General features: G+C 61.2%; 20 protein-coding genes. 7 read left to right on the top strand and 13 right to left on the bottom strand.

Going from position 1 to position 20,131, the window contains the following annotated elements; genetic code table 11:
• Window positions 1-4: 4 nt before the first annotated feature.
• From FSY45_RS04065 to FSY45_RS04100, 8 genes are all read right to left on the bottom strand, one after another.
• Window positions 5-904, bottom strand: coding sequence for a carbohydrate kinase family protein (locus FSY45_RS04065; RefSeq protein WP_046460600.1), 900 nt, complete (start codon window positions 902-904; stop codon window positions 5-7).
• Between the two features lie 24 nt (window positions 905-928).
• Window positions 929-2,209 carry a zinc-ribbon and DUF3426 domain-containing protein gene (locus FSY45_RS04070; RefSeq protein ID WP_046460599.1) on the bottom strand — a complete coding sequence of 427 codons (1,281 nt, stop codon included), beginning with the start codon at window positions 2,207-2,209 and terminating at the stop codon, window positions 929-931.
• A 61-nt stretch (window positions 2,210-2,270) separates the two neighbouring features.
• A complete protein-coding gene (gene prmA, locus FSY45_RS04075; protein WP_046460614.1) occupies window positions 2,271-3,161 on the bottom strand; it encodes a 50S ribosomal protein L11 methyltransferase in 891 nt (296 codons plus the stop codon).
• Between the two features lie 142 nt (window positions 3,162-3,303).
• A complete protein-coding gene (gene accC, locus FSY45_RS04080) occupies window positions 3,304-4,662 on the bottom strand; it encodes an acetyl-CoA carboxylase biotin carboxylase subunit (protein WP_003081083.1) in 1,359 nt (452 codons plus the stop codon).
• A gap of 124 nt (window positions 4,663-4,786) precedes the next feature.
• Window positions 4,787-5,248 carry an acetyl-CoA carboxylase biotin carboxyl carrier protein gene (gene accB, locus FSY45_RS04085; RefSeq protein ID WP_003068934.1) on the bottom strand — a complete coding sequence of 154 codons (462 nt, stop codon included), beginning with the start codon at window positions 5,246-5,248 and terminating at the stop codon, window positions 4,787-4,789.
• Window positions 5,249-5,395: 147 nt separating this feature from the next.
• Window positions 5,396-5,947, bottom strand: coding sequence for a TlpA disulfide reductase family protein (locus FSY45_RS04090; RefSeq protein WP_003068935.1), 552 nt, complete (start codon window positions 5,945-5,947; stop codon window positions 5,396-5,398).
• Window positions 5,940-6,542, bottom strand: a complete 603-nt coding sequence (locus tag FSY45_RS04095; RefSeq protein WP_003068937.1) for a hypothetical protein — start codon at window positions 6,540-6,542, stop codon at window positions 5,940-5,942. The genes FSY45_RS04090 and FSY45_RS04095 overlap by 8 nt, the downstream gene beginning before the upstream one ends.
• 40 nt (window positions 6,543-6,582) lie before the next feature.
• Window positions 6,583-6,771 (bottom strand): hypothetical protein, encoded by a 189-nt coding sequence (locus tag FSY45_RS04100; protein WP_131667111.1) that lies wholly within the window; start codon window positions 6,769-6,771, stop codon window positions 6,583-6,585.
• A 43-nt stretch (window positions 6,772-6,814) separates the two neighbouring features.
• On the opposite strand from FSY45_RS04100, the gene mpl reads away from it, so the two are divergent.
• Window positions 6,815-8,233 carry a UDP-N-acetylmuramate:L-alanyl-gamma-D-glutamyl-meso-diaminopimelate ligase gene (gene mpl, locus FSY45_RS04105; RefSeq protein WP_003068939.1) on the top strand — a complete coding sequence of 473 codons (1,419 nt, stop codon included), beginning with the start codon at window positions 6,815-6,817 and terminating at the stop codon, window positions 8,231-8,233.
• 164 nt (window positions 8,234-8,397) lie between these two features.
• On the opposite strand, the gene FSY45_RS04110 is transcribed toward mpl, so the two are convergent.
• On the bottom strand, window positions 8,398-8,715 hold the full coding sequence (locus tag FSY45_RS04110; RefSeq protein WP_012839818.1) for a hypothetical protein: 318 nt from the start codon (window positions 8,713-8,715) through the stop codon (window positions 8,398-8,400).
• Window positions 8,716-9,110: 395 nt separating this feature from the next.
• On the opposite strand from FSY45_RS04110, the gene FSY45_RS04115 reads away from it, so the two are divergent.
• Window positions 9,111-9,482 (top strand): YqcC family protein, encoded by a 372-nt coding sequence (locus FSY45_RS04115; protein WP_012839819.1) that lies wholly within the window; start codon window positions 9,111-9,113, stop codon window positions 9,480-9,482.
• A 95-nt stretch (window positions 9,483-9,577) separates the two neighbouring features.
• Here FSY45_RS04115 and FSY45_RS04120 read toward each other — a convergent pair whose 3' ends face one another.
• From FSY45_RS04120 to rodA, 4 genes are all read right to left on the bottom strand, one after another.
• Entirely contained in the window at window positions 9,578-10,738 is a 1,161-nt protein-coding gene (locus FSY45_RS04120) for a 3-deoxy-7-phosphoheptulonate synthase (RefSeq protein WP_003068944.1), read from the bottom strand.
• A 290-nt stretch (window positions 10,739-11,028) separates the two neighbouring features.
• Complete coding sequence (locus FSY45_RS27755; RefSeq protein WP_187427528.1) at window positions 11,029-11,316, bottom strand: hypothetical protein; 288 nt, start codon at window positions 11,314-11,316, stop codon at window positions 11,029-11,031.
• Window positions 11,317-11,326: 10 nt separating this feature from the next.
• Window positions 11,327-12,787, bottom strand: a complete 1,461-nt coding sequence (tldD, locus tag FSY45_RS04130) for a metalloprotease TldD (RefSeq protein WP_003051333.1) — start codon at window positions 12,785-12,787, stop codon at window positions 11,327-11,329.
• Between the two features lie 384 nt (window positions 12,788-13,171).
• Complete coding sequence (gene rodA, locus FSY45_RS04135; protein ID WP_003068946.1) at window positions 13,172-14,353, bottom strand: rod shape-determining protein RodA; 1,182 nt, start codon at window positions 14,351-14,353, stop codon at window positions 13,172-13,174.
• 177 nt (window positions 14,354-14,530) lie between these two features.
• Between rodA and FSY45_RS04140 the strand changes: the two genes are divergently transcribed.
• From FSY45_RS04140 to mtgA, 5 genes are all read left to right on the top strand, one after another.
• Window positions 14,531-15,115, top strand: a complete 585-nt coding sequence (locus tag FSY45_RS04140; RefSeq protein ID WP_148747922.1) for a YqiA/YcfP family alpha/beta fold hydrolase — start codon at window positions 14,531-14,533, stop codon at window positions 15,113-15,115.
• 171 nt (window positions 15,116-15,286) lie between these two features.
• A complete protein-coding gene (locus FSY45_RS04145; protein ID WP_046460598.1) occupies window positions 15,287-17,356 on the top strand; it encodes a ribonuclease catalytic domain-containing protein in 2,070 nt (689 codons plus the stop codon).
• Between the two features lie 29 nt (window positions 17,357-17,385).
• Window positions 17,386-18,246, top strand: a complete 861-nt coding sequence (locus FSY45_RS04150; protein ID WP_046460597.1) for an energy transducer TonB — start codon at window positions 17,386-17,388, stop codon at window positions 18,244-18,246.
• A 181-nt stretch (window positions 18,247-18,427) separates the two neighbouring features.
• Window positions 18,428-19,294 (top strand): shikimate dehydrogenase, encoded by an 867-nt coding sequence (gene aroE / locus FSY45_RS04155; protein ID WP_046460596.1) that lies wholly within the window; start codon window positions 18,428-18,430, stop codon window positions 19,292-19,294.
• A 14-nt stretch (window positions 19,295-19,308) separates the two neighbouring features.
• The gene (gene mtgA, locus FSY45_RS04160) at window positions 19,309-20,037 is read left to right on the top strand and encodes a monofunctional biosynthetic peptidoglycan transglycosylase (RefSeq protein WP_003068953.1); all 729 of its coding nucleotides are present in this window, start codon (window positions 19,309-19,311) and stop codon (window positions 20,035-20,037) included.
• The last annotated feature ends 94 nt before the right edge of the window (window positions 20,038-20,131 follow it).

A 20,131-nucleotide genomic window follows, 5' to 3' on the forward strand; every position in this document is an offset into this window, starting at 1 on the left:
CCAATCAGGGCTGGAAGTCCAGCTGATAGTTCTGCGGGCCGCGATGCGCAACCTTGAGCGCCCCCATGCGATTTCCCAGTTCGGCGCAACGCACCAGGTCCCAACCACGCTCCAGACCAAACAGGAAGGCACCGCGCCAGGCATCGCCGCAACCCGTGGGATCGACCACGGCAGCGGGCTTCACCGGAGCAACCAATGTCTTTTCACCCTGCTGCCAGACTTCGCAGCCTTCGGCGCCCAGGGTCACGACCAGGCCGCGCACCTTGTGCGAGATCTCGTCAAAGTTCAGGCCCGTGCGCTCGCTGAGCATCTTGCCTTCATAGTCGTTCACTGCCACCCAGTCGGCCTGCTCGATAAAAGCCTTGAGCTCGTCGCCATTGAACATGGGCAGGCCCTGGCCGGGATCGAACACAAAGGGAATGCCTGCAGCTTTGAACTGGGCGGCGTGCTCGATCATGGCTTGACGGCCATCGGGAGCAATAATGCCGATCTTGATATCGGCAGCCATGTCGGCAGTGATGCGATTCTCGTGCGCCTGCATCATGGCGCCTGGGTGGAAAGCCGTGATCTGGTTGTTGTCATGGTCGGTCATGATCATGCACTGCGCCGTATGCGTGCTCTGCAGCTGACCCACATGACGGGTCTCAATGCCCAGTTCCTTGAAGCGCTGCACATAATCCGCACCGTCGCTGCCCACCATGGCCATGGGGTGCGCATCGCCGCCAAGCAGCTTCAGGCTATAGGCAATATTGCCGGCACAGCCACCAAAGTCGCGGCGCAGCGTGGGCACCAGAAACGATACATTCAGTATGTGCAGCTGGTCGGGAAGAATCTGGTCTACGAAACGACCTTCAAAGGTCATGATGTTGTCGAATGCCAGCGACCCGCAGATCAAAGCGGCCATGGTGCGTTCTCTTTCAGAAATGAATTAGGGATAAAAAACCAGCGCCCGGTAACCCGCCACTGCAGCGCCGAGATCCTGCACCTGCACAGGAACGTTCACGCTCCACTCCTGACGGGCATGCAGCTGCTCCGGGGCACCCAGCAGCCTCAGGTCGATCACACGGCGCAGCAAAGGCCTGTCCTGTGCATCGGTCAAGGTCAGCTCGGCCATGGGCATGGCCACTGGCACATCGGAGCGGTTCTCCAATGTCAGGCTCCACTGGTACTGATGGTCATCGGCAAGTTGCTTGAAGCCCGAGCCACTGATCACCACATCGGCAATCGCGCGGCGGGCCTGCAGCTCGCAACCCGCCAGACTGCAGGCCTTGGTCAGCACAGGGGCCAGTGCCGGATATTGCGCAGCCAGCACATCGCGTTGCAGCCAAGCATATTGCCCCACGACACCGGCTACGGCTACCAGCGAGCCCAGCACCAGCGCCACACGCATGCCTGCCGAGTGCCAGAACGCCTGCCGGCGGGCCTGACGCACAAAGCCAGGTTCATTGCCGGCAATGGCTGCGGCCTCATCCTGATCCGCCTCCGTGACAGCCTGCGCCCGGTCCCTGGCGGGTTGTATGGCGCCGATATCGGCATGCAGCAGCGCCTCCTTCGAGACAGCTTCGGCCTGGGCCTCATCCTTGAGGTCCTGCGCAGCCTCGGCCATCAGGACCTCGCTCGGCGGCGGCGGCACAAGCAGCTCCGGCTCGGTGGGAGCGGGAATATCACCAGACTCCAGCCCAGCCTCCGGCTCGCTCGCATCCGGATGAGGATCATGCTGAGCAGCCGCTGCATCCTCTTCAGTCAGAGGGCGCGCCTGATCGACAAACGAGGGCTGTGCATCCGCCATCCCGGGCATGGACCCGGACAGCTCGGATTCGGAAACCACATCGGCAGACTCTGCTGCCGGTGCGACTTCTGCGACCTGGGCAGCAGCCGGTGCCGCGTCCACCGAGTCCGATGCCAGCTCCTGCAAGGCCTCAGCCTTCTGCGTATCGGGGGCGGGAGCATCCGCGGCATCCTGCTGAGGCCAAACCGGCGTCCGCTGCTCTCCGGCTTCCGTCGGCTGCACCTCCTGCACGGCAGGCCTCTGCGGCGCATCAGCAGCTTCCGGCTGCAGCAGCTCGTCGGGCACGGACTGCAACTCCTGCGAGGCATCAAAGACGCTTTGGCACATCCCGCAGCGCACCCAGCCCTGCGAGATGCGCAGTTGGTCGGCGACCACTTTGAAGCGGGTTCCACAGGAGGGGCAACGGGTGACTTGGCTCATCAGGGTTCAATTGTAGGCAGCAACAACCCGCACACCTGCTGGCTGCGGGTTTGCGTCGCAATCAGGCTGCTCGCTGTGCAGTCATGAGAATCCAGCCGTCTTCGCTGTCGGCCACCTCCAGCTTGAGATAAGGCGCATAGGCCTCCTTCAGCTCGTCGGCCTGGCGTTCCAGAATGCCCGCCAACACCAGATTGCCGCCAGCTTGCACACGACCGCACAGCAGCGGTGCCAGCACCTTGAGCGGCGTAGCCAGAATATTGGCCAGCACGGTCTGGTACTCGCCGCCAGCCGCATCTGGCAGGCCGGCCCTGACTTCCACATGGTTGGCACTGGTGTTGTAGTTGGTCGATTCCACGGCCGCGGGATCGATGTCCACCGCATCCACATCGGTCGCGTCGAACTTGGCTGCACCAATGGCCAAAATGCCCGAGCCACAGCCATAGTCCAGCGTGCGTCCCAGGGTACCCTTGGGCTGGCGTGCAATCCAGCGCAGACACATGCGAGTAGTGGGGTGGGTGCCGGTACCGAAAGCCAGACCAGGGTCCAGACGGATGCTGACCTTGGCCTGCTCGGGCAGTTCATGCCAGGTGGGCACGATCCAAAACTCGGGCGTGATATCCACGGGCTCGAACTGCGACTGCGTCAGGCGCACCCAGTCCTGCTCGGGAACGGGCTTGAGGGCCAGAATCTTGCAGCCTTCAAAAAAGTCCTGAGGCAGCAGCAGATCACGCGCCTCGGTGGCCGCGGCTTCGTCGGGATAGAGGGCGATCACGCGGCTGCGATTCCAGCCCTCCTTCGGTGCGGGCATGCCAGGCTCGCCGAACAGTGCCTGCTCGGCTTCGGTCTGCGCATCGGCATCTTCTACGGACACGCTCAATGCATCGAGTGCATCCAGCGCTTCGCTAATGGTTTCGACCCGATCTTCGGGGCACAGCAGGCTCAGCTCGAACATGGCCATCCTTTCTAGCAACTGCGTCTCCATGCCAGGTCAGCCCTGACGGAGAGAACGCACTTGTACTTTCCTGAAAAACGAAAATGCTGGCCTCCGTTGCCAGAGGCCAGCATGGGAACTCAGAGCAGCAAGGCTCCTGATCTCATCGCTTGTTGGGCGTGCGATGCGTCAGCCACTCTTCCAGATAGTGGATGTTGGTGCCGCCTTCCATGAACTTGGAGTCGACCATCAGATCCTGGTGCAGCGGAATATTGGTTTTGATGCCTTCCACCACGGTCTCCAGCAAGGCCGTGCGCATGCGGGCCATGGCCTGCTCGCGAGTATCGCCATAGGCAATGATCTTGCCGATCATGGAGTCGTAGTTGGGCGGCACGAAGTAATTGTTGTACACATGGGTGTCAACACGTACACCAGGACCGCCGGGAGCATGCCACATGGAGATGCGGCCGGGCGAAGGGATGAACTTGTACGGATCTTCGGCGTTCACACGGCACTCGATGGCGTGCCCCTTGAACTCGACCTGGCGCTGGGTGAAAGGCAGCTTCTCGCCGGCAGCGATCATGATCTGGGTGCGCACGATGTCGATGCCCGTGATCAGCTCGGTGATGGGGTGCTCCACCTGCACGCGGGTGTTCATCTCGATGAAGTAGAACTCGCCGTTCTCGTACAGGAACTCGAAAGTACCCGCACCGCGATAGCCGATCTTCTTGCAGGCCGCAGCGCAGCGCTCGCCGATCTTCTCGATCAGACGACGGGGAATGCCGGGAGCCGGAGCCTCCTCGATCACCTTCTGGTGGCGACGCTGCATGGAGCAATCGCGCTCGCCCAGATACACGGCGCTCTTGTGCGTATCGGCCAGCACCTGGATCTCCACGTGCCGCGGATTCTGCAGGTACTTTTCCATGTAGACGGCAGGATTGCCGAAAGCAGCGCCGGCTTCGGCCTTGGTCATCTGCACGGCATTGATCAGCGCAGCTTCGGTGTGCACCACACGCATGCCGCGACCGCCGCCGCCGCCCGAGGCCTTGATGATCACGGGATAGCCGATGGTCTTTGCAATGCGCTTGATGAGTGCGGGATCATCGGGCAGTTCGCCGTCCGAGCCGGGCACGCAAGGCACACCGGCCTTGATCATGGCTTGCTTGGCCGAAACCTTGTCACCCATGGTGCGGATGTTCTCGGGGGTCGGGCCGATAAAGGTGAAGCCGCTCTTTTCCACTCGCTCGGCAAAGTCGGCGTTCTCGGACAGGAAACCGTAACCGGGATGGATGGCTTCTGCATCGGTCACCTCGGCAGCCGAGATGATGGCCGGCATATTGAGGTAGGACAGCGGAGAAGGAGCCGGGCCGATACAGACGGCCTCATCGGCCAGCTTGACGTACTTGGCATCACGATCGGCTTCGGAGTACACCATCACCGCCTTGATACCCAGCTCACGGCAAGCGCGCTGGATGCGCAGGGCGATCTCGCCCCGATTGGCAACCAAAATTTTCTTAAACATGAAGTTCCTCGCAGCTTGGTGCCTGTGCCGCGGCACAGACTACTGCCAATGACTCAGTCGCGCAGCCAGTGGCTAGCGCACCTCGGCGCTGCCATGCGAACTGCACGCAACGCCTCATGATCTATCACTCGATCACGAACAGAGGCTGGCCGTATTCCACAGCCTGGCCGTTTTCACCCAGAACGCGAACAATGGTGCCGGTCTTGTCGGCTTCGATTTCGTTGAGGATCTTCATGGCTTCAACGATGCAGATGGTTTCGCCTTCCTTGACCTGGCTTCCCACATCCACAAAGGGCTTGGCGCCGGGGCTGGAGGCACGGTAGAAGGTACCGACCATGGGCGACTTGACCACATGGCCTTCAGCAGCAGCAGGTGCTGCGGCCGCCACGGGAGCAGCGGCAACGGGAGCTGCCGCCAAGGGGGCAGCCATCACAGGAGCGGCTTGCACGGGGGCAGCAACGTATTGGTGAACCACACCTTCGCTCTTGACGATACGGACCTTGCCCTCTGCTTCGGTGATCTCCAGTTCCGACACATTCGATTCGGACACCAGATCAATAAGGGTCTTGAGTTTTCGCAAATCCATGGGAGCTCCAGCGACGTATTTCTAAACAGGGCGCGAATTTACCTCAAATTCGGCCTTCTGCGTGCATTGGCAGATATTTTTCACTAACGTCGCCATGGAATTTAGTTACCTACACTTTTCTGACGACAAGAGCAATGTTCATTCGCTCTATTTGCTCCAATCTGTCAGATCTTCGCTGGAAAGCTCGCCTATTTTACGTTGCCGCACTTGCCCCTTGGCATCAAACAGAACCGTGAATGGCAGGCCTCCCTGCAAGTTACCCAGACTTCTGCTCAGTCCCAATCCCCCTTGCATGGCGATGGCTACGGGAAATTGCACAGGCTGACGCTGCAAAAAACGCAGCACGGCTTCGGATTTGTCGACCGCGAGACCAACGACCTGAATACCTTTTGCCCCCTGCTGCGCCGCAAATTCGCTGAGCATCGGCAGCTCCTTGACACAGGGCGGGCACCAAGTGGCCCAGAAGTTGACCAGCAAGGGCCGCCCCTGGAAGCCTGCCATGACAAAAGGCTTGCCATCGGGCGTTTCAAAGGTCTGACCCCACAGTTGCGCCTCGATGCCAGGGCCCATGGCCTGAGGCTGGCTGCGCCACCAGGCCACGCCGGCGCCGCCCCCGGCCGCCACTGCGGCCACTGCGCCGGTCAGCCACAGACGGCGCGAGCCATTGGTCGACTTGTTCTCAGAGGTGTTTTCACTCATCGCAGCTCTCCTGCAGCAGCTTGCGCAAGGCCTTGGCATCACCACGCGGGCTGCGGCCATGACTGTCGGGCTTCATGGCACCGCGCATATCATCATGGTCGTAGACCAGCAGATGCACGCCCACGGTTTCATTGATCGGCTTGCACAGTGCATGAATGGAAAGTGCCTCGACCGGCTTGCCCTGAAAGCCTGTGACCGTGCTCGGCTCGTATTGCACATGGTTGTTGATGAGCGCTATTTCGGCAGACTTGGGATCATCGCAGAACAGTTGCAGATAGATATCCGACAGCCGCGTGGCCGTGCCGCGCCAGACTGCTCCGGCCAGATGCGGGCGAAATTCCTGCAGCCTGTCCATCCAGACCAGGGCCAGCTCGCGCAGTGCCTGCAACTCCTGCGGCTGGGTGTCGCCGCAGAACAGCTCTATATATTCACGCACCGCTTCTTCAAGCTGGTCGTTGTCGGGCAGCGCCGTGCGGCCGGGCAGGCCGAGCTGACGCACGGCCCGTTGCTTGGCCGGACCCCATTCGAGGCCTTCCTCCACCACCAGGCGGGCCGCTGTCTGAGCGATTTCAGCAGTCACGTTATCCAAACTCATAGCGCTATTTCATCACGCCCGCCGCAGTAGACGCGGCAGGTCATGTCGCATTGTGACCCAGATGAATGACCGCACTTTGACCTGGCCCGTACAGACCAAGGTTTTGATAGCTGCTAGCGACCGCTTTGTATCGAACCGAAAGTAAAAACACATTTAAATCCATATGGGCCATGCGCAACCAGCTATCAATTTGGTAAGAAAGGTTACCGTCAGCGCTCAGGCAGGCCATGGCTTGCCTCCAGGTCATGCAGGCAAACGTAGAATCCCCGGCCATGCACATACATATTCTGGGCATTTGCGGCACCTTCATGGGGGGCCTGGCCGCCTTGGCACGAGAAGCCGGTCACAGGGTGACGGGCTGCGATTCCGGTGTTTACCCGCCGATGAGCGATCAGCTGCGCCAGTTGGGCATCGAGCTGATCGAGGGCTATGGCGCCGACCAGATTGCGCTCAAGCCCGATATGTATGTGGTCGGCAACGTCGTCAGCCGCAAACGTCTGCCCGACGGGTCGCCCAAATTCCCGCTGATGGAAGCGATTCTGGACACCGGCGCCGCCTATACCAGCGGCCCGCAATGGCTGGCCGAGCATGTGCTGCGCGGTCGCCATGTGCTGGCCGTGGCCGGCACCCACGGCAAGACCACCACCACCTCCATGCTGACCTGGGTGCTTGAGTGCGCAGGTCTGCAACCCGGTTTCCTGGTCGGCGGCGTACCACTGGACTTTGGCGTCTCCGCCCGCCTCGGTGCGGCCCAGCGCCCCGCCGCTGGTCCTGGCCCCGTCGGTGACGAACCCGTGTTTGTGATCGAGGCCGATGAGTACGACACCGCCTTCTTCGACAAGCGCAGCAAGTTTGTGCACTACCGCCCGCGCACGGCCGTGCTCAACAACCTGGAATTCGATCACGCCGACATCTTTGACGATCTGGCAGCCATCGAGCGCCAGTTCCACCACCTGATACGCACCGTACCGTCGACCGGTCGTGTGGTGAGCAACGGCCTGGAAGAGAGCCTGACCCGCGTGCTGGCCCAGGGCTGCTGGAGCGAAGTGCGGAGCTTCGGCTCGGCGGTCAGTGATTTCAGCGCCGATGGCGATCCCAGCGACTTTGCCGTGCTGCACCGCGGCAAAAAGGTGGCGCAACTGCGCTGGAGCCTGACCGGCGTGCACAACCAGCTCAATGCACTGGCCGCCATCGCTGCCGCCGACCATCTGGGCGTTAGTGCCGAGGTGGCTTGCGAATCCCTGTCGCGCTTTCAGAACGTCAAGCGTCGCATGGAACTGCGCGGCACGGTCAACGGCATCGAGGTCTATGACGACTTCGCCCACCACCCTACAGCCATCCGCACCACCCTGGACGGCCTGCGCCGCAAGCTCGGGGCAGAGGCCCGCATCCTGGCAGTGTTCGAGCCTCGCAGCAACACCATGAAGCTGGGCACCATGAAGAGCCAGTTGCCCTGGTCGCTGGAAAGCGCCGATCTGGTCTTCTGCCACACTGCAGGTCTGGACTGGGATGCCGCCGAAGCCCTGGAATCCATGGGCGTAGGCCCCGGCCAGCGCGCTCAGGTAGCAGGTGATATCGAGACCCTGATAGCGCAGATCAGCGCCGTCGTCCGCCCCGGCGACCATATCGTCTGCATGAGCAACGGCGGCTTTGGCGGCATCCACGCCAAGCTGTTGCAAGCGCTGAAATAAGCCCCGATAAAAGCAAATGCCCGCTCTACGCGTGCATTTTCATCAGCAACCTTCAAAACTGGCATGCCTTGACACGGAGACAGCAAGCAAGAGCCGTCTCGCAGCGAGGCTGTCGCCCCCTCCGCGAAGCAGAGAGAGGGAAGCCGCAAAGCGGCTCAGGGGTATCAATAACTTATCGACATCGCAGGCACATCCACCCGGATCAAGGGCTTGGACAACACTGCATGCGCTGCCAGGGCATAGCTGTTGCGCCAGTCTTCGTTGTCAAACAGCTCGGGGCGATTGCGCGCCTCACGCGCCACCACCACCAGCTTGTCAGCCAGCAACACCTTGCCAGTAGCCCGCAAAGGCTCGCACTCGAGCGAGACAAACTGCTGATCCAGCCAGCGTCGGCCTTCGTCCGAACTGATAGGGGACAGCGACTGGGTATCGACCCGGTATTCACGGTCGCCATCCAAAACCACGATTACTTCACTACGCATAAATCTCCTCTGACCTGGTGACTCTTGCACCATTCGTTGTCGTGGCCACAGCTTAATAGTGACCGCGGTGCTGAAGACGCTGCAAGCTGACGGCTTGCAAACAGCTGCGGCAACCAATGCATGGCCTGAAAGACTTGCATCAAGCATCACAGTGGTTACAGGAACATGGCATGCAAAGCAATGAAAAATCTTTAAATTTCATAGCATTGCTCGCTTGCTTGGCAAGAATATAAGGGCAAAACTGTCTTTTTCAAGTGTCATTACGGACTCGTAACCCGCCAGTTATCTCCATCCAGGCTCCTGCCTTGAAAATGTGATGAGAGGACTTACATACTGCATAAATCTTTGACGAATACCAGTTTGCAGGCCTTGCAACGCCTTCAGGAACCATCACCATGACCGCTGAGAACATCCACCAAGAAATACGCGAGCATCTGCTGCAGCTGGAAGCCGAACTTCAAGTCCAGAAACTCTGGTCTGCCGTTGCTCCAGACCCCAAGGCACTGGAATCCACCACGCCTTTCATGTACGACACGCTCAAGCTGCACGAGTGGCTGCAATGGGTGTTCATCCCGCGCCTGCGCGCCGTGATCGATGCCAAGGGCAGCCTCCCCCACCAAAGCCATGTCTATCCGCTGGCCGACCACGAGTGGCAGCAGCGCACCGACTTTGACAAGCAACAGCTGCTGCGCCTGCTCAACCGCATCGATGCCACCCTCAATGGATGCGAAATGACTCCGGCATCAACGCCGGACACCAAACACTGATCGAGCAGGCAAGCAGCCCCATTCCCATATAGAAAAACAAACAGGCCACAGGAAATACTCCCTGTGGCCTGTTTCGTTCACGCCCGCTTTATCGATCAGGCGAGCACTTCTGCTTCCTGCTTGCTGGCGAGCGCAGCAGCGCGGCGCTGGCTCACGGCCTGCGACAGCTCTTGCAGCGTTGCCAGCGAATCATCCCAGCCCAGGCAGGCATCGGTAATGCTCTGGCCGTAGGTCAGATCGCAGACTTCGTCCTTGCCGGGCGTGAACTTCTGCGCACCGCCGACCAGATGGCCTTCGATCATCACGCCGAACACGCTGCTGGAGCCTCCGGCGATCTGAGCCGCGATATCACGGGCCACATCCTTCTGGCGCTCATGCTGCTTGTTGCTGTTGGCGTGGCTGCAGTCCACCATCAGCGAAGGTGTGAGGCCCGCTGTCTCCAGATCCCTGCAGGCGGCCGCCACATGCTCGGCATCGTAGTTGGGCGTCTTGCCACCGCGCAGAATCACGTGACAGTCCTGATTGCCGCCCGTATGCACGATGGCGACCTGGCCGTTCTTGTGCACCGACAGGAAATGGTGGCCGCGGCTGGCCGACTGAATCGCGTCGGTGGCAATACGGATATTGCCGTCCGTGCCGTTCTTGAAGCCAATCGGCGCCGAGATGCCCGAAGCCAGTTCGCGATGCACCTGGCTTTCCGTGGTGCGGGCACCGATGGCGCCCCAGCTGATCAGATCGCCGATGTACTGGGGCGAGATCACGTCCAGAAACTCGCTGGCCGCTGGCACACCCAGGCGGTTGATGTCGATCAGGAGCTGGCGCGCAATGCGCAGGCCTTCGTCGATGCGATAGCTCTGATCCAGGTAGGGATCGTTGATCAGCCCCTTCCAGCCCACGGTGGTGCGGGGTTTTTCGAAATAGACGCGCATCACCACTTCCAGCGTGTCCTTGTACTGCTCACGCACCACGGCCAGACGGCGGGCGTAGTCCAGGGCAGCAGCCGGATCGTGAATGGAGCAAGGGCCGACGATGACCAGGAGACGGTCGTCCTGCGCACGCATGATGTTGTGGATGCTGCGGCGGGTGTCGCTGATCAGCGTCTCCACGGCAGTGCCGCGAATGGGGAAGAAGCGAATGAGGTGCTCTGGAGGGGGTAACACTGTGATTTCCTTGATACGTGCGTCGTCGGTCTGGCCTGTCTTGGGAGAGCCGGCGCGATACCAGGAATCGGTGGCGGAAGTGTTCAGAGCAGTCATGGCAATCTTTCGTGAGGTGTTTGATCGTTGAAAACCGGGGGTGCTGAAACGTAGGGGTGAAAAAAAACCGCCGGGCTTTGCAGCTTCGGCGGTTCTTTGGGAGGTGTTTGCAGGATGCGCGCGTTTACCTCTCAGCCGCCGGGGGCGAGAACCAAAAGTAAAAGAAATAGGCGCGTTGCGTTTGCATGTCTTTCAATGTAGCACAGCTCTTTTGCATTGCAACATCGGCAGCTCGCACCGCTGTTCTGTCAAAAACAGGTTTTCCCTCTGAAATGGCGCATTTTCAAAATTTATTCATTCGCAATATTTTTGCGTTTTTTCTTATTTTCTAGAATTTTATTGATAAAAAATTCTACCAAACCAGAATCAGTGCAATTTTCCAGCGAATCGGCAATATTCATGGCAAGGCCTCGAAACGCCATGAAAAAACCCTGCTGCCAGGCGATATACAGCGGTTTGCCACAAGCTGTTTTGCCGTAAACGGCCTGTGGCGAACGGTCTGCAACACACTGAAATGAAAAACCCCCGCTCTGCCATGCAAAGCGGGGATTGGTGCTCGCGACGGGCAAAGCCGTCATGAAACCTCTATCAGGCCGTGCCGCCGACTGTCAGGCCGTCAATGCGCAGCGTAGGCTGGCCCACGCCCACAGGCACGCTCTGGCCTTCCTTGCCGCAGGTGCCCACACCCGAGTCCAGGCGCATGTCGTTACCTATCATGCTGATGTGCTTGAGCGACTCCGGGCCGCTGCCGATGATGGTCGCTCCCTTGACGGGGTACTGGATCTTGCCGTTTTCCACCCAGTAGGCTTCGCTGGCAGAGAACACGAACTTGCCGCTGGTGATGTCCACCTGACCGCCACCGAAGTTGGTGGCGTACAGGCCCTTCTTGATGGAGCCAATGATCTCCTGCGGATCCTTGTCGCCACCCAGCATATAGGTGTTGGTCATGCGCGGCATGGGGATGTGGGCGTAGCTTTCGCGACGGCCATTGCCCGTGGGCTTGACGCCCATCAGGCGTGCATTCATCGAGTCCTGGATATAGCCCTTGAGAATGCCGTCCTCGATCAGCACATTGCTCTGGCTGACATGGCCCTCGTCGTCCACGTTCAGAGAGCCACGGCGATCGGCAATCGTGCCGTCGTCCAGCACGGTCACGCCCTTGGCGGCCACGCGCTGACCGATGCGGCCGCTGAAGGCGCTGGAGCCCTTGCGGTTGAAGTCGCCTTCCAGGCCGTGGCCCACGGCCTCGTGGAACAGCACGCCGGGCCAGCCCGAGCCGAGCACCACCGTCATCACACCGGCCGGTGCGGGACGCGATTCGAGGTTGACCAGGGCCGCATGCACGGCCTCGTCCACATACTGGCTGATCTGCTCGTCGCTGAAATAGGCCAGACCGAAGCGACCGCCACCACCGGAGGAGCCCACCTCGCGACGGCCCTTTTGCTCGGCGATCACCGTCACCGACAGGCGCACCAGCGGGCGCACGTCAGCGGCCAGCGTGCCGTCCGCACGCGCCACCAGAACCACATCGTATTCACTGGCAAGACCGGCCATGACCTGCACCACGCGCGGGTCCTTGGCGCGGGCCAGCTTTTCCACCTTGCCCAGCAACTCGACCTTGGCCGTGCTGTCCAGCGTGCTGATGGGGTCCAGCTCAGGATAAAGCGAGCGGCTTTGCGCAATCTTCTGCGCACCCGCCTTGACGCGGCGCGTCTGGGTTGCGCTGGAGATGGAGCGCACGGTACGTGCGGCATCCAGCAGCGAGGCTTCGGAAATGTCGTCGGAATAGGCAAAAGCCGTCTTCTCGCCGCTGACCGCCCGAACGCCTACTCCCTGATCGATGGAGAAGGAGCCGGTCTTGACGATGCCTTCCTCCAGACTCCAGCCTTCCGCGCGGGTGTACTGGAAGTAGAGATCGGCGTCATCCACCTGGTGCGAGCGAATTTCGGCAAGCGCACGCGCAAGATGGGTTTCGTCCAGGCCGAAGGGCTCAAGCAGCAACTGACGGGCCGTGGCCAAGCGTTCGATGGTGGGTTCGCGGGAAATCATGAGAGCATTGTAGAGATAGCTGCAAGCCCTGACTTGTCTCGGGCTGCGCATAAAAAAGAGCGGAATGCTGCCCCACCAGGCTGAACAACATTCCGCTCCATTCACTTAGCTTCGCACTTGCCGGGTTCCGCCCTGCCCGCTTTGCATTGCAGAACCCCACCTGGGTCTTTGCCGCTCCCGCTTGATCGGTCTTCTGACCCCCCAGAACCGTTTGTAAACGCTGTTTACAGTCGAAGCAAGACCCTGGACGGAACTACTGACATTTTTCAACGATCTAAGCCCGCCGCCCCAGCACGCAATTTCACACAAAACCATTACTCAAGGCTTGAAAAACATAGGATGGAAGCTCTCCTTTCAAGAGCATCCAATCCCTATCACGGGTCTTCACGCATGGGGAATATGCCCATCACCGCCGGGTAGTTGCCGCTGCGCCCGCGACACCGACATCAGCACGCCCAGCGCCAGGCCCAGCGTGACCATGGCCGTGCCGCCATAGCTGATGAAAGGCAGGGGCACGCCCACCACCGGCAAAATGCCGCTGACCATGCCCATGTTCACGAACGCATAGGTGAAAAAGATCATGGCCACGGCAGCTGCCATCAGCCGGCCGAACAGCGAGTTGGCATTCATGGAAATGGCCAGCCCGCGCCAGACCAGCAGCAGAAAGCCGACGATGATGAAGAGATTGCCTATGAGGCCGAATTCTTCGGAATAGGCGGCAAAGATGAAGTCGGTGGTGCGCTCTGGAATGAATTCCAGGTGGGTCTGCGTGCCAGCCATGAAACCCTTGCCCCAGACACCGCCCGAACCGATGGCAATCATGCCCTGAATGATGTGAAAGCCTTTGCCCAGCGGGTCGCGCGTGGGGTCCAGCAAGGTACAGACGCGTGTCCGCTGATAGTCATGCAGAAAATACCAGCTCACGCCATCGGCGCAGAGCTGGGGTTCAAACCAGACGATGAGGAAAATGCCGACCAGGGCCAGCAGCACGGGCGGCACGATGAGTTTCCAGGGCAGGCCGGCAAAAAAGATCACGGACAGGCCGGCAGCCATCACCAGCAGCGAGGTGCCCAGGTCTGGCTGCTTCATGATCAGGCCCACGGGCACCATCAGCAACACAAAGGCGATGACAAAGTCCGATGCACGCAGATTGCCCTCGCGGCGCTGGAACCACCAGGCCAGCATCAGCGGCGTGGCGATCTTCAAAAGCTCGGAGGGCTGAATCACCACTCCCACATTCACCCAGCGCGTGGCCCCCTTCTTGGTGATGCCGAACAGCGCCACCGCCACCAGCAACACCACGCCCAGGGTGTAGAGCGGCACGGCCACCTTCATCAATTGCTGGGGGGATATCTGGGCCAGCACGAACAGCAGACCCGCCGCAATCAGCATATTGCGACCGTGGTCCACAAAGCGCGTGCCGTGATCGAAACCCGCCGAGTACATGGCCAGCAGCCCCGCACCCGCCAACATGGCGATAAAGAGGAGCAGCAGGAAATCAAAGCCGCGAAACAGCGGAACAATGCGTTGCAGCAGCGAGGGCTTATCGAATTCGATGGCGGACATGGGCCGCAATTATCGTGGGAGCCGACTGCCGTGCAGCTTGCAGGGTTGAGCTTTGCTGACGACTCAAGTCGGCCCACGCTCATTCCTCCCGCCATAGGCCTTCTCCCCTGATAGTCTTGGGGCAGACAGTCCACAATGACCGAGACAGAAGTGTTTTTACCAGAGGAGATTGCCGCTATGACGACCACCCACCTGCTGTATCTGCATGGCTTTCGCTCCTCCCCCCAGTCCAACAAGGCACGCATCATGGCGGACTATGTGGGCGCCAGGCATTCCAAGGTACGCTGGTGGTGCACTCAGCTGCCGCCCTCGCCGCGCGAAGCGGCGGCCGTGATAGCAGAGGGCATCGCCAACTGGCCACGCCAGAACATGGCCGTCATGGGCTCGTCGCTGGGCGGCTATTACGCCAGCTGGGTGGCCCAGTTGGCGCGCTGCAAGAGCGTGATGATCAACCCCGCCGTCAACCCGGCCCGCGACCTGGAAAAATACATCGGCGAGCAGTCCAGCTGGCATGACCCCGAGGAAACCTTCTTCTTTCGCCCCGAATACATTGAGGAATTGCGCCAGCTCGACACCCGCACCATGACGCCGGCAGCACCCGAGATGGTGTTGATCGCCCAGGGCGACGAGGTGCTGGACTGGAACGAGATGAGCGAGCGCTACCCTCACGCACTTCAATTGGTGCAAGAAGGCGGCGACCACGCCCTGAGCAACTTTGCCGAGTATCTGGACCGGATCGACGAATTTCTGGCCTTGGCCTGATGCCCTCGGCGACTCCAGGCGCCACCCCAGGAAACGGCTGTATTGCTGCAACGCGCCCCCCTGTGCACGGCCCTGACCGCGCGGGGGCCGCGTCTGATATTGACCGACCTCAAGCATGAACTGAATCACTTCTGAGCGCCGAATGTTCGGCTCGTGGGAAAATGCGCGGTTATGCACGCACTGTTTGAAGAAGCCGGCAAATTTCTGGCCGGGCGCATCCTCTCCGAAGCCGAATCCTCTGCCCAAGTCGAGCTGGACTCGGGCAAGCGGGTCAAGGTCAAGGCCGCCAATATCCTGCTCAAGTTCGAGAAGCCGGCTCCTGCCGAGTTGGTCGCCCAGGGCCAGGCCCAGGCCGCCGAGATCGACCTGGATCTGGCCTGGGAATTTGCGCCCGAGGAAGAGTTCGGCTTTGCCGACCTGGCGCGTGACTATTTTTCCGAATCCGCGACGCTGGCCCAGCAGGCCGGTGCGCTGTTCTGCCTGTACGACGCACCGCATTATTTCCGTCGTGCGGGCAAGGGCCGCTTCAAGAAGGCTCCTGCAGAAATCCTGCAGCAAGCCCTTGCCGCCATCGAGAAGAAAAAGCAGATTCAGGCACAGATCGACGCCTGGGCCGAGGAACTGGGCCGCGGCGAGTGCCCGCAGGCAATCCGCGAACAGCTCTACAAGATTCTGTTCAAGCCCGACAAGAACGCAGCCGAATACAAGGCCGTGGTCGATGCCAGCCGCGCCACCAAGCTGGCCCCGCTGGAGCTGCTGCACCGCGCCGGCGCCATCGACTCTTCCTACCAGTTTCACTGGAAGCGCTTCCTGTTCGACAACTTTCCCAAGGGCACGGGCTTCCCCTCCGTGCAGGCCCCCCAGCCACCGGCCGACCTGCCCGTGGCCGATGTAAAGGCTTTTTCCATCGACGACTCGGCCACCACCGAAATCGACGATGCACTGTCCGTCACGGGCCTGGGCACGGGCACCGTCACCGTGGGCATCCACATTGCCGCCCCCGGTCTGGCCATCACGCCCGGCGGCGAGCTGGACAAGCTGGGCCGCGCCCGCCTGTCCACCGTCTACATGCCCGGCTACAAGATCACCATGCTGCCCGACGACGTGGTGCATATCTACACGCTGGACGAAGGCCGCTCCAACCCCGCGGTCTCGCTGTATGTGCAGATCAACGAAGAGACGCTGGAGACCATCTCCAGTGAAACCCGTCTCGAGCGCGTGCCCGTGGAAGTCAACTTCCGCTACGACAAGCTAGATCACATCGTCACCGAGGAATGGCTGACCGACTCCTCAATCGAGGTTGAAAATACGCCTGATTCGTTGCTGGGAAAGCGCAAGGAGCTCACCTTTTTGCAGCGCTGGTCCAAGTTCCTCAAGGCCAATCGCGAAGTGGTGCGCGGCAAGCCCGAGAACTTCAACCGCCCGGACTACAACTTCCGTCTCGTCGGCAACGACGGCGCCGAGCCCAATGGCAGCGAGCAGGTGCAGATCACCGTGCGCAAGCGCGGCGCGCCGCTGGACCTGATCGTGGCCGAGGCCGCCATCGTGGCCAACAGCACCTGGGGCCTGATGCTGGCCGAGCACGGTGTGCCCGGCATCTACCGCAGCCAGGCCAGCCTGGCACCCGGCGTCAAGGTACGCATGAGCACCAAGGCCTTGCCCCATGCCGGCATAGGCGTGAAAGCCTACTCCTGGGCCACCTCCCCGCTGCGCCGCTATGTGGATCTGGTCAATCAGTGGCAGATCATTGCCTGCGCCCGCCATGGCAAGACGGCTGCCCTGGCCGCGCCCTTCAAGCCCAAGGATGCCGAGCTGTTCGGCATCATCAGCAGCTTTGACGGCGCCTACAGCGCCTACAACGGCTATCAGGCCGGCATGGAGCGCTTCTGGACGCTCAAGTATCTGGAGCAGAACGGCATCAGCGAACTGACGGCCAGCGTGTTCAAGGAAGGGCCCAACGGCTCCTTCCTGGTGCGCGCCGACAATCTGCCGCTGGTACTGCCCGTACTGGGTGCGCAGAACCTGCCTCGCGGCGCCCATGTGCGTGTCAAGCTCGGCGAGATCGACGAGATCTCGCTGGACATCTCGGGCACGCTGATCGAGCACCTGGATGCAGGCGCCGAAGCCGAGAGGGAAGGTGAGGACAGCGGCGAGGACGATGACGACGCCGTGGCCGGCCCCATTTCCATTGCGGTGGACATGAACGACGCCGATCCCGCTGCAGACCAGCCCAAGTCCTGACCTCCACATCTCATCGCCCTGACGCTGCCGTGAAACTGCCCACCTCTCTTCGACGACTGAGTACGCTGCAGCTGGCGCTGGGCGTTTCCATCGCCGTCCATGCCGTGTTGCTGACCGTCCGCTTCGTGGACCCGGAACGCTTTGAGCGCGTGTTTCAGGACACGCCGCTGGAAGTGATTCTGGTCAATGCCCGCGCCAACGAGACGCCGGACAAGGCCCAGGCCATTGCCCAGACCTCGCTGGCCGGCGGCGGCGATGCCGACCAGGGCCGTTCCACCAGTCCCATGCCCTACTCGGCCCTGACGACGGTGGGCGATGATTTCGAGGAAAAACAGCGCCAGCTCGATGCCATGCAGGAGCAGCAGAATCAGTTGCTGACCCAACTGCGCCAGCAGGTGGCCGCGCTGCCCCCGATAGACCCGCGCCTGAGCGCCGACAACAAGGCCCTGGAGGCCCAGGAAGAAAAGCGCTTGCAGCTCATCAAGCTGCTGGCCGAGATTGAAAAGCGTATCAACGCAGAAAACGCCCGCCCCAAGAAGCGCTATATCAGCCCCGCCACCAAGGAGGCCGTGTACGCCGTCTACTACGATGCGCTGCGCCGCAAGGTGGAAGACAAGGGCACGGAAAACTTCCCCGAGAACAAGGGCAAGAAGCTGTATGGCGAGCTGGTCATGATCCTGACCGTGAATCATGACGGCCGCGTGCTTTCCACCGAGGTTGTGCAGGGCTCGGGTAACCGCATGCTCGATACCCGTGCCGAGGCCATTGCCCGCGCCGCAGCCCCTTACGGCCACTTCGGCCCGGCCATGCGCACCAAGGCCGATCAGATCGCCGTCGTCTCGCGCTTCAAGTTCACACGCGAGCAGACATTGGAAACAGACATAAGGTGACCCCCTGTGCCGCCTTCGGCGCCTTCCCCCGCTCTCGCATCGCTTCGCTTGCAGGCGGGGAACGCAGCCAGCGCGGCGGGACGGCCCTTGTGCGGCTGCCTTGGCTTAGGCTGCGCCGATCTCGCCGGCCACTGCCCCAACGCGTACCCAACTCTGCTCAGCGATTTCCTTCAGCCTTTTTATGACAAATACGCTTGATGCCTACTGCGTCATGGGCAACCCCGTTGCCCATAGCCGCTCTCCCTGGATTCATGCCCGCTTCGCCGAGCTGACCGGCCAGCCCGTCAGCTATGACCGCGCCCTGGTGCCGCTGGATGGCTTTGCCGACTTTGTGCGCGACTTTGCCGCGCGCGGCGGCAAGGGCTGCAATGTGACCGTGCCCTTCAAGCTGCAGGCGGCCGAGCTGGCCACCAGCACCAGCGAGCGCGTGCGGCTGGCTGGTGCTGCCAATACGCTGGTATTCGGCGCCAACGGCATTCATGCCGACAACACCGATGGCCTGGGCATCGTGGCCGACATCACCCGCAATGCCGGTGTGCCCATCGCCGGGCGTGATGTGCTGCTGCTTGGCGCGGGCGGCGCCGCCGCTGGAGCCCTGGGCTCTTTGCTGGAGCAAAAGCCCTGCCGCCTAGTCGTGGTCAACCGCACTCATGCCAGGGCTCAAACGCTGGTCCAGCAGCATGCGGCCATTGCCACACTACATAACGTAGAGCTGGTAGCACTTGAAAGGCAAGTGCTTGAGACTGATCTGACCCAAAATTTCGACATCATCATCAATGCCACAGCCAGCAGCCTGGCTGGGGCTGATGTGCCCGCGCCCGCCAGCGTGCTGCACGCACGCAGTCTGGCCTACGACATGATGTACGGCCCCGCCGCTCAGAATTTTCTGAATTGGGCCAGCAGCCACGGCGCGCTGGCGCGTGATGGTCTGGGCATGCTGGTGGAGCAGGCCGCCGAGTCCTTTGCGCTATGGCGCGGCGTGCGTCCGCCCTCTGCACAAGTCTTGGCCGAACTGCGCGCTCTGCTGCACGCTGAAGCCGCTCACTAAAACCTCGCCCCACCATGAAAGCTCTTGGCCGACTGCTGTTGCTGGTGCTTTGTGCCACCCTGCTGCTGCAATTGTTTTTTGTAGCACGCATCGCAGTCATGGCATGGCTGGATCCAGAGTCCACCAGCTATCAGCGCTCCGAAGCCTGGCAGCTTGCCCACAGCAGCGAGGGCCTGCGCTGGCGCCAGCAATGGGTGGACTACGGCCAGATCTCCAGCAACCTCAAGCGCGCGGTGATTGCCTCCGAAGATGCCGGCTTCATGGACCATCACGGCGTGGAATGGGATGCCGTTCAGAGGGCCTGGCAGCGCAACGCAAAAGCCGAGGCCAGGGCCATGCAGGCAGAAAAAGCCGGAAACAACAGCAAGCCCGCCAAGGTCTATGGCGGCTCCACCATCACCCAGCAGCTGGCCAAGAACCTGCTGCTGTCGGGCGAACGCAATTTTCTGCGCAAGGGCCAGGAGCTGGTGCTGGCGCAATTGCTGGAGCTGATGCTGAGCAAGCAGCGCATTCTGGAGATCTATCTCAACAATGTGGAATGGGGCCAGGGCGTGTTCGGCGCCGAGGCCGCCGCCCGGCATTACTTCCGCAAGAGTGCCGCCCAGCTCAATGCGGCCGAGGCAGCACGACTTGCCGCCATGCTTCCGGCACCCAAGCGCTTCGAGAAAATGCCGCAATCGCGCTATCTGGCGCAGCGCAGTCGCACGATTGCGCGCTATATACCGATGGTGACGCCCCCCTGAGGCGCTTCGCCTGGGCGGCCCCGCGCCTTCCCCGAGGAGGACGGCAGCATCGCCGCAAAGCGGCTCTTGCTTGCTGTCACCCGCATGGAGCGTG

The organism is Comamonas sp. Z1, from assembly GCF_008121555.1.
GTDB lineage: Bacteria > Pseudomonadota > Gammaproteobacteria > Burkholderiales > Burkholderiaceae_C > Comamonas > Comamonas thiooxydans.

What these genes read in the sequence shown, in the direction of transcription:
- aroE (WP_046460596.1), top strand. Translation starts at nt 18,428, where the DNA reads ATGACAAATACGCTTGATGCCTACTGCGTCATGGGCAACCCCGTTGCC.
- accC (WP_003081083.1), bottom strand. Translation starts at nt 4,662, where the DNA reads ATGTTTAAGAAAATTTTGGTTGCCAATCGGGGCGAGATCGCCCTGCGC.
- FSY45_RS04145 (WP_046460598.1), top strand. Translation starts at nt 15,287, where the DNA reads ATGCACGCACTGTTTGAAGAAGCCGGCAAATTTCTGGCCGGGCGCATC.
- mtgA (WP_003068953.1), top strand. Translation starts at nt 19,309, where the DNA reads ATGAAAGCTCTTGGCCGACTGCTGTTGCTGGTGCTTTGTGCCACCCTG.
- FSY45_RS27755 (WP_187427528.1), bottom strand. Translation starts at nt 11,316, where the DNA reads ATGACGGCTTTGCCCGTCGCGAGCACCAATCCCCGCTTTGCATGGCAG.
- FSY45_RS04120 (WP_003068944.1), bottom strand. Translation starts at nt 10,738, where the DNA reads ATGACTGCTCTGAACACTTCCGCCACCGATTCCTGGTATCGCGCCGGC.
- FSY45_RS04110 (WP_012839818.1), bottom strand. Translation starts at nt 8,715, where the DNA reads ATGCGTAGTGAAGTAATCGTGGTTTTGGATGGCGACCGTGAATACCGG.
- rodA (WP_003068946.1), bottom strand. Translation starts at nt 14,353, where the DNA reads ATGTCCGCCATCGAATTCGATAAGCCCTCGCTGCTGCAACGCATTGTT.
- FSY45_RS04095 (WP_003068937.1), bottom strand. Translation starts at nt 6,542, where the DNA reads ATGAGTTTGGATAACGTGACTGCTGAAATCGCTCAGACAGCGGCCCGC.
- FSY45_RS04065 (WP_046460600.1), bottom strand. Translation starts at nt 904, where the DNA reads ATGGCCGCTTTGATCTGCGGGTCGCTGGCATTCGACAACATCATGACC.
- FSY45_RS04100 (WP_131667111.1), bottom strand. Translation starts at nt 6,771, where the DNA reads ATGGCCTGCCTGAGCGCTGACGGTAACCTTTCTTACCAAATTGATAGC.
- FSY45_RS04115 (WP_012839819.1), top strand. Translation starts at nt 9,111, where the DNA reads ATGACCGCTGAGAACATCCACCAAGAAATACGCGAGCATCTGCTGCAG.
- accB (WP_003068934.1), bottom strand. Translation starts at nt 5,248, where the DNA reads ATGGATTTGCGAAAACTCAAGACCCTTATTGATCTGGTGTCCGAATCG.
- tldD (WP_003051333.1), bottom strand. Translation starts at nt 12,787, where the DNA reads ATGATTTCCCGCGAACCCACCATCGAACGCTTGGCCACGGCCCGTCAG.
- FSY45_RS04090 (WP_003068935.1), bottom strand. Translation starts at nt 5,947, where the DNA reads ATGAGTGAAAACACCTCTGAGAACAAGTCGACCAATGGCTCGCGCCGT.
- prmA (WP_046460614.1), bottom strand. Translation starts at nt 3,161, where the DNA reads ATGTTCGAGCTGAGCCTGCTGTGCCCCGAAGATCGGGTCGAAACCATT.
- FSY45_RS04070 (WP_046460599.1), bottom strand. Translation starts at nt 2,209, where the DNA reads ATGAGCCAAGTCACCCGTTGCCCCTCCTGTGGAACCCGCTTCAAAGTG.
- mpl (WP_003068939.1), top strand. Translation starts at nt 6,815, where the DNA reads ATGCACATACATATTCTGGGCATTTGCGGCACCTTCATGGGGGGCCTG.
- FSY45_RS04140 (WP_148747922.1), top strand. Translation starts at nt 14,531, where the DNA reads ATGACGACCACCCACCTGCTGTATCTGCATGGCTTTCGCTCCTCCCCC.